General features: G+C 62.8%; 3 protein-coding genes and 2 pseudogenes. 3 read left to right on the top strand and 2 right to left on the bottom strand.

Annotated features, from left to right (window positions below; genetic code table 11):
- Positions 1–175: 175 nt before the first annotated feature.
- Positions 176–2,458, bottom strand: a complete 2,283-nt coding sequence (locus tag Q1M07_RS07290; RefSeq protein WP_300452527.1) for a TonB-dependent receptor — start codon at positions 2,456–2,458, stop codon at positions 176–178.
- 398 nt (positions 2,459–2,856) lie between these two features.
- On the opposite strand from Q1M07_RS07290, the pseudogene Q1M07_RS07285 reads away from it, so the two are divergent.
- Both Q1M07_RS07285 and Q1M07_RS07280 read left to right on the top strand, forming a co-directional pair.
- A pseudogene (locus tag Q1M07_RS07285) lies at positions 2,857–3,989 on the top strand (IS3 family transposase).
- A 237-nt stretch (positions 3,990–4,226) separates the two neighbouring features.
- Positions 4,227–4,800 (top strand): annotated as a pseudogene (locus Q1M07_RS07280) (IS630 family transposase); the annotation flags it as partial.
- A 445-nt stretch (positions 4,801–5,245) separates the two neighbouring features.
- On the opposite strand, the gene Q1M07_RS07275 reads toward Q1M07_RS07280, so the two are convergent.
- Positions 5,246–5,728, bottom strand: coding sequence for an Lrp/AsnC family transcriptional regulator (locus tag Q1M07_RS07275; RefSeq protein WP_300452525.1), 483 nt, complete (start codon positions 5,726–5,728; stop codon positions 5,246–5,248).
- 128 nt (positions 5,729–5,856) lie between these two features.
- Here Q1M07_RS07275 and aceE point away from each other — a divergent pair, with 128 nt between their 5' ends.
- Positions 5,857–8,553, top strand: coding sequence for a pyruvate dehydrogenase (acetyl-transferring), homodimeric type (aceE, locus tag Q1M07_RS07270; RefSeq protein WP_300452523.1), 2,697 nt, complete (start codon positions 5,857–5,859; stop codon positions 8,551–8,553).
- Positions 8,554–8,556: the final 3 nt, after the last annotated feature.

The following is an 8,556-nucleotide window of genomic DNA, read 5'->3' as shown; positions in this document are numbered from 1 at the left end:
TGGTCGATGTGCTGCCGCGAGTCGGCCAGCCTCCGGCCAGCCGTGTCCACGAACTCACGCCGCGACTCTGGAAGAAACTCTTCGCCCGCAATCCACTTCGATCGCCTTTGCACAGCCTTCGGGCGTAGGCAAGAACGCCGGGTAGTTACCGGTTACTCAGTGGCGGCACTTCCACTCAGAACCGCAGGTTGGCAGCGGCATAGAGCGAGCGCCCCATGCCGGGAACGGCGGTGCCATAGACCATCGGCCTCTGGCCAAGATAGGCACCGCCGAGCGGCGAATCGTAGAACCGGTTGAACACGTTCTCGACGCCGACATCGAGGCGAAGCTGCTTCCACTGGTAGCTGCTGCGCAGATTCATCAAGGCGTAGCCAGCGGTTTCCAACTCGTTGCGAACGCTGGAAACCCGGGTCTTGGCGTCTACGAAGACGCCTTCGAGAGTGTTCGTCCACGGCCCCGATTGCTGCACCAGAGCCAGTTTGGCGTTCAAGGGCATCAGGTGGTAGAGATTGTCTTCGGTGTCCGCGTTCTTGCCCCTGACGGTGCTCGCCACTCCCGTCATTTTCACCTTGCCGAGCTCCCCACCCTGGAGCAGCGTGAAGAAGCCGGAAATGTCGGCGCCGTACAGGCGAGCCGACTGATTGACGAACTGGAGATTGACGAAGCCGGTCGTCGCGATCACGTTGTTGCGATCGCAGGACGTCATCATCGCTCCCCCGGAACACCGACGTGCGTCGATGTAGTCCTGGACGTGGGTGTAGTAGGGCGTGACGTTGAAACCCCACTGCTCGCGCTCGGCGTCGTGCCAGCTGGCGGTGGCACTGACAGTATTGGCGACTTCCGGCTTCAGCTCGAGGTTGCCGACGTAACCGTTGCCGTCGCCGAACCAGTTGATCATGGTCATCGTCATGGTGTTGTTGGTTGACCAGGCGTAGCGCTCATACAGGTTCGGCGAGCGCGTCTTGCGCGCAACACCGGCTTCGTAGGTCTGCTGGGCGTCGGGAGTGAAGCGCAGCAATGCCGTCAGATCGAGGTTGTGATCGGTTCGACTGCGATCGGCGGCATTGAACGCGCCCGGGATCGACTTCGGGTTCGCCGGATCGCCGTAGACCACCGGGTTGTAGCCCTGCACGTCGCCGGTATTCATCCATACGGTGCTGCTGCGCAAGCCCAATTGGGACAGCCATTGCCCGCTCCAGCGCGCTTCCCATTCGCCAAAGACATCGAAGCGGTCGCGCTTGCCGTCGTTGATGTTCCAGAAGGTCGAACCGTTCATCATGTTCATGCTCATGCCGGCCATGCCGCCCATCCCGCCCATGGGCGGTACGTACGGCCCGATGGCCGGCCACCAGTCATCCAGGCGATACCTCTGGTACTCGCCGCCGACGCGGAACAGGTCGCGATCGGAGGCGAAGACATCCGCCTTGAGTAGCGCACCGGCGGTCTTACCTTCTGTATCCATCGGCATGCCGGCCGGATTTGCCAGGGTCAGCTTGTCCGCGAGGAAATTCATCTTGTGGCGGGTGTCGTTGTAATAGGCGCGCGCCTCCAGCGAACCCCAGCCGTACTGCCCCAGATAGCGAAGATTGACTTGGTGGCTGTCGTTGAGCGTCATGTCCATGCGCTCGTTCGGAAAACCCTGGTAGGGGATGTGCTGGTAGCCGAACTTGAGTTCGAGCAGGTGCTCCGCATATCGCAGCGCGAAGCCAAGCGACTGGTTCTCGGACTTGTACTGCGTCGAGCCCACTTCGTCACCGGCCAGCCGCTCCGAGGTTCCCACTGATAGTCCAGCAGGTTTGAAGCGCCCCCCCGCAGTGTAGTTGTCAGCCTGCGCGGTGGAGCCCGAGTAGTTCACGCTGAACATTTCGTTGGCCAGCGTGGCCGACAGGTTGGCTCCCCGGCCGTTGCCATTGCTGCGATAGAAGGCGCCGGCCTGCCCCTTGAGCAAGGCACCCTCGCCCGCTTTGGCGAACTCCGGCGCCGCCGAGTTGACGAGAATCGTGCCGGCGATGCTGTCGCCGCCGACGCTGACCGGCGTGATGCCGGCGAACAGCATGACGCTGCCGACGTTGGTCGGGTCGATGTAGGACAGCGGTGGGTTCATGTGGTTGGCGCAGGAGGAGATCAGATCCATGCCATCGACCTTGATCCGGATGCGGTCGTCGGCCAGGCCACGAAGGACCGGCAGGCTGGAAACGCCACCGGCGCCGTAGAGGCTGACGCCCGGCAGGCGGTCGAGCAGGCTGGCCGTGTCACTGGTTGCCGCGCGATAGGGGGCGAGAGTCGCCGCGTCGAGACGGCTGGCGCCAAATGGCTCCTGGTGTTCGATTTTCGACGCCCTGACAACGACTTCGCCCATCACCGGCATCGCGGCACTTTCCTGGGCGATTGCGCCCTGCCAGAGGCAGGGCAGAGTCAAAGCAACCGCGACGACGGTGGGTTTCCTGACAAACTTCATCTTCCTCTCCCTGGGTGGTTTTCTTTGCGCCCGGCATTCTAGGAAGTAAGGCTGACTTGCAGAATGTGGCATATCGCCGCACAAGCCATGGTTTTTGATAAGGATCAATATCGGTCAGCGGTGGGCTGCCGAAACGCAGCGCTACCCGGGCGGCAAGGCTGACGCTGGCCGCGGCGGACATCAGGCAGCCGAGCCGCTTTTCCGTGTCGGGTCGAAGCGGCGCGCCAAGCGGTGCAGTCGTCGCGATTCGCCCCGCCCAGCGGAGCTTGTCGCGGCCTCGATGCTGGTGCTGTCGCAACTCGGCTCGGAGAGGTGGCCCCGGAAATTCGGACAGGAGGATAAGTGATAGCCTTGCCCCAACGAACGGCTGCGGAACCAGCCGCCACAGGAGCAAGCACATGACCAGAAGGACCAGGCTAAACCACACACCGGCGTTCAAAGCGCAGGTGGCACTGGCGGCGCTGAAGAGCGACAAGACGCTAGCTGAGCTGGCGCAGCAGAATGACATTCACCCGAATCAGATCACCGACTGGAAGCGGCAACTGACGGAGCGCGCGGAGCAGGTTTTTGGAGACACCAGCAGCCCGGCTGGCAGCGATTTCGACCTGACGAAGCGGCACGCCAAGATCGGCCAGTTGACGCTGGAAAATGATTTTTTTGAACATGCGCTCACCAAGGCGGGTGGGCTTCCCGCAAGAGGATGATTAACCGCCGCCACAAAAACCCCGTATCGCGTCAGTGCCTGCTAACTGGGGTGACGCGTTCGACCGCGTACTACGCCCCGCGCGAAGTGACGCGGGAGAACCTGGCGCTGATGCGCCGGATGGACGAGTGGCACCTCGGGCACCCGTTCGCCAGCGCCCGCATGCGGCGCGATCTGCTGCGGCCCGATGGCTTCTCTGCGGGACGCAAGCACATCGGCACGCTGATGGAGCGCATAGGGATCAAAGCCCTCTATCGGAAACCCAACACCTCTCGTCGGCCGCGGGGGGATGAAATCTATCCCTACCTCCTGCGCAATCTCGCGATCGAGCGACCGAATCAGGTGTGGGCAGCCGACATCACCTACCTCCCGATGCGCCGAGGGTTCTACCTGTGCGCGGTGATCGATGGTACTCGCGCCGGGTGCTCGCCTGGAGGCTCTCCAACACGCTCACCACCGACTTCTGCCTGGACGCCGTGCGGGAAGCCATTCACCGCTCTGGTCGTCCAGAGATCTTCAACACCGGTCAGGGGTGTCAATTCACCAGCGGCGAGTTCACTGGCCTCCTGAAGGCGCACGAGATCCGGATCAGCATGGACGGCAAGGGGTCCTGGCGCGACAACCTCTTCGTCGAGCGCTTGTGGAAAAGCGCCAAGTAACGAAGAAGTCTACCTCAAGGCCCATGACAGCGTCGCCGACGCGAAGGCCAACCTGGCCACGTATCTACGTTTCTAGAACGAGCGCCGACCGCATCGTTCCCTGGAAGGCAAGACGCCGGACGTCGCCTACTTCGTAGCCCTCGCGTCTGCCACGCGACCCGCGGCGTAAGGGATGAGGAAGGGACTCCGTGGATTTGTGGACGATGCGCTGTCGCGCACCAGGCCGCTTGCCATGGAAAAGTCTGACGACTTTCCCACCGCACGTCCCTTCGCCCACAAGCTCCACCGAGCTCTATTCGTTTTGTATCAAATCCGGGAAAGTCAAAACCCACCGCAACACCGGTCACTTGACCGCAACTGGCCGGGCTCCACTTATCCAAGAGAATTTCCTGTCCAAACAAACGGGGCCACCTCTGTTCATGATGCGCGTCGGCAACCGATCTACACCGTGAGCGTCGACGAGAAGCCAGGTGTTCAGGCGCTGGGTCTGACGGCGCCGGACTTGCCCCCGATACCTGACAAAGCGGCTACCCTCGGGCGCGACTACGAGTACGTTCGCCATGGCACCGTCTCGCTTCTGGCCGGCATCGATCGGCACTCCGGTCATATCTTCGAGCGCGTCGAGGATCGGCAGCGTAGCGCCGAGTTCATGGAGTTGCTCAAGGACATCAACGCCCACTATCCTCCAGAGGCGATTGTTCGTCTCGTCCTCGACAATCATTCGGCACATATCTCGAAGGAAACCCGGGCGTTTCTCGCCCGCCACGCGCCCTGAGCGCTTGGCGTATGTCCACACCCCCAAACACGGCTCGTGGCTCAACCTCATCGAGTGCGCCGTCTCAAAAATGGCTCTCACCTTCTTGCGACATATCCGCGTCAGTTCTCAGGACGAACTCAAAACACGCATCCGCCAAGGTGTCGACGAGATGAACGTGGCCCCAGAATGGCCGGCGCACGCAATTTCTCAAACGCATGCTTGAGTTCGCCGATCACCTCGGCAAATCCATCCGCCTCCTCTACGATCCGCCTAGCACAGCAAATACCATCCGGTGGAGCGTTGCCGGGGAATCCTGGAAAAGCACTGGAACGGCGCCAAGCTGACCGACACCCGAACGATGCTGGAGTGACCCAAGAGCATGACCTGGAAAGGCGTTCATCCCGTCGTTGAGCTGAGCCGCACGGTCTATGAAAAAGGAATCCGACTGGCATGAGCGGTATGAACATTCGTAGAAACCACCTTAACGCTGGGTTTCAGAGTCGAACAGCCGTTCCAGAAGACCGCCCCCGTGGCAAGTCCTCGGCCGAAACAGGCCTTCAGCCAACCGGCCACATTCGCCAGGAATGCGCCGGCGAACTGCCGCTCATTCCATTTGCCACAGCCTATTGAGGCAATACGGCAACTCAATATGGGCCCAGCATCGGCCTTCACGCCACCGGCAACGCCGTCTTGTATTTGATCTGCTTGATCGCCACGCTGGAGCGGATATTGGAGACATTCGGAATACGAGCCAGGCGGTCGACGATGAAGGATTGCAGGGCCTTGAGGTCGGGGACGACGACGCGGAGCAGGTAATCCGAATCGCCGGTCATCAGGTAGCACTCCATGACTTCCGGCCAGGAATCGATGGCCGCTTCGAAAACCTGCAGCACGCTGCCGACCTGTTTTTCCAGGCTGACCTGAATGAACGTCGAGACGTCGAGGCCGACGCTTTCCGGGTCCAGCAGGGTGACGTAGCCGCGGATGACCCCGGCGGCTTCGAGGTCGCGCACGCGGCGCAAACACGGGGCCGGCGAGAGGTGAACCGCCTCTGCGAGCGCGACGTTGGTGATGCGTGCGTCGGCCTGCAACAGCTCCAGCAAACGGCAATCGGTATCATCGAGCGCCGCAAAGTCTCGTTTATTGCCCATGGCCAATCAATTCTTATCGAATATTGCCAAATAGTGGCAAATGGCAGCACATATAGCAACACTTGAAAGTGCTCGCGGGCCTATAGTTTTCTCCATCGACAGCCATAACGGACACGAGGAGAGATCCCATGAGCAAGGACACGAGCCGCCACCCGGCCCAGGACTGGGTCGATGAAGACGACGACGAAACGCAGGACTGGCAAGCCAGCCTGCAGGAAGTGATCGAGCGCGCTGGTGTGCCGCGTGCCGAGTTTCTGGTAGACCGACTGATCGAGTCGGGCCGCCGGGCGGGTGGCCGATTCCACACCCGCCACACCACGCCTTACCGGAACACCATTCCGGTGGAGGCGCAGCCGCCCTACCCTGGCGATCTTGATCTGGAAGCCCGCATCACCGCCATCCACCGCTGGAACGCGCTGGCCATGGTGATGCGAGCCAACCAGGCGCATCCCGAACTCGGTGGCCACATTGCCACCTATGCCTCGATTGCCGACCTTTTCGAGGTCGGCTTCAACCATTTATTCCGCGCCCCCAGTGCCGACCACCCCGGCGATCTGGTCTATTTCCAGCCCCACGCCGCGCCCGGCGTCTATGCCCGCGCCTTTCTTGAAGGCCGGCTGAGCGAAGACAACCTCGACCATTTCCGCCGTGAAGTCTCTGGCGGCATCGGTCGCGGCCTGTCGTCCTACCCGCACCCGACGCTGATGCCGGGATTCTGGCAGTTCCCCACCGGCTCGATGGGCCTCGGCCTGCTCACTGCGATCTACCAGGCGCGCTTCCAGCGTTACCTGCAGCACCGCGAGATCATGCCGGCCAACGACCGCAAGATCTGGGTCTATGTTGGCGACGGCGAAATGGACGAACCGGAATCGCTGGCCGGCATCTCGCTCGCCGCCCGCGAACAGCTCGACAACCTGATCCTGGTGGTCAATTGCAACCTGCAACGCCTCGACGGCCCGGTGCGCGGCAATGGCAACATCGTGCAGGAACTGGAAACGCTGTTCGCCGGTGCCGGCTGGAATGTCATCAAGTGCCTGTGGGGCAGCAACTGGGACGTGCTCTTTGCCCGCGACACCGAAGGCTGGATCCTGAAGCGCATGGCCGAAGCGGTGGACGGCGAATTCCAGAAGCTGTCGGCCACCGACGGCCACTACAACCGCCAGCACTTCTTCTCGCGCTATCCTGAACTGGCGGCGCTGGTCGCCAACATGTCGGACAAGGACATCGACGCGCTGATCCGCGGCGGACACGATCCGATCAAGGTCTATGCCGCCTACGCCGCGGCGGCCAAGCATCGCGGCCAGCCGACGGTGATCCTGGCGCAGACGACCAAGGGCTACGGCATGGGCGCCTCCGGCCAGGGCGCCAACACCTCGCACCAGACCAAGAAGCTGGCGCATGACGACCTGCGCCACTTCCGCGAACGCTTCGGCCTGCCGCTCTCCGACGACGACCTCGAAAACGCCCGCTTCTACCACCCCGGTGAAGACAGCAAGGAGGTGCGCTACCTCAAGGCGCGCCGCGCCGCGCTGGGCGGTTTCGTGCCGCAGCGGCGTCAGGAAGCGACGCCGATTGCCGTGGCTACGCCGGACCTGTACACCGCCTTCCATGCCGACTCCGGCGAGCGTGAATTTTCGACGACGATGACCTTCGTCCGCCTGCTGACCAAGCTGATGCGCGACAGCAACCTGGGCCAGCGCATCGTCCCCATCGTCGCCGACGAGGCACGTACCTTCGGCATGCAGGACATGTTCCGCCAGTTCGGCATCTACTCGCCCTGGGGCCAGCGCTACACACCGCAGGACTCGGACCAGCTCGCCTTCTATCGCGAGGACATCAAGGGCCAGATCCTCGAAGAAGGTATTTCCGAGGCCGGCTCGCTCGGTTCCTGGCTGGCGGCCGGCACGGCCTGGTCGCACAGCGACCAGCCGATGCTGCCGTGCTACATCTTCTATTCGATGTTCGGCTTCCAGCGCGTCGCCGATCTGATCTGGAACGGCGCCGACTGCCAGGCGCGCGGCTTCCTGCTCGGTGCCACCGCCGGCCGGACGACGCTCTCCGGCGAAGGTCTGCAACACGAAGACGGGCAGAGCCAGATCTACGCCGCGACCATTCCCACCTGCCGCGCCTATGACCCGGCCTTTGGTTACGAAGTCGCTGTGATCGCCGAGGATGGCGTGCGCCGGATGATGCACGTCGGCGAAAACGTTTTCTACTACGTCACGCTCTACAACGAGAACTACCCGCACCCGGCCATGCCGGCCGGCGCCGAGGAAGGCATTCACCGCGGCCTCTACCGCCTGCGCAGCGCGCTGCTCGCCGACGACAAGCCGCGCGTCCAGCTGATCGGCAGCGGCAGCATCCTGCGTCAGGTGCTGGCGGCCGCCGCCATTCTTGAAAGCGATTTCGGCATTGCCGCCGACGTCTGGAGCGCAACCAGCTTCGGCGAATTGCGCAAGGACGGCATCGCCTGCGACCGCTGGAACCTGCTCCACCTGGAAAGCGAGCAGCGGGAGCCCTATGTCACCGCCCAGCTGCGCGCCAGCCGCGGTCCGATCATCGCCGCCAGCGATTTCATGCGCGCCTACGCCGACCTCATCCGCAACTGGGTGCCGCGTCGCTACACCGTGCTCGGCACCGACGGCTTCGGTCGTTCCGACACCCGCGTCGCGCTGCGCGATTTCTTTGAGATCGACGCCCGCTACATCGTCCTCGCTGCCTTGAAGAGCCTGGCCGACGACGGCGACATCGAGCGCGGCATCCTGGCCCGCGCGCTGACCCAGTTCGGCATCAACGCCGACAAACCGAGCCCGCTCGGCTTCTGAGGA

The organism is Accumulibacter sp. (assembly GCF_029255285.1).
GTDB lineage: Bacteria > Pseudomonadota > Gammaproteobacteria > Burkholderiales > Rhodocyclaceae > Accumulibacter.
The sequence above is the reverse complement of the archived record's forward strand: the minus strand, read 5'-3'. Positions and strand labels throughout refer to the sequence as shown.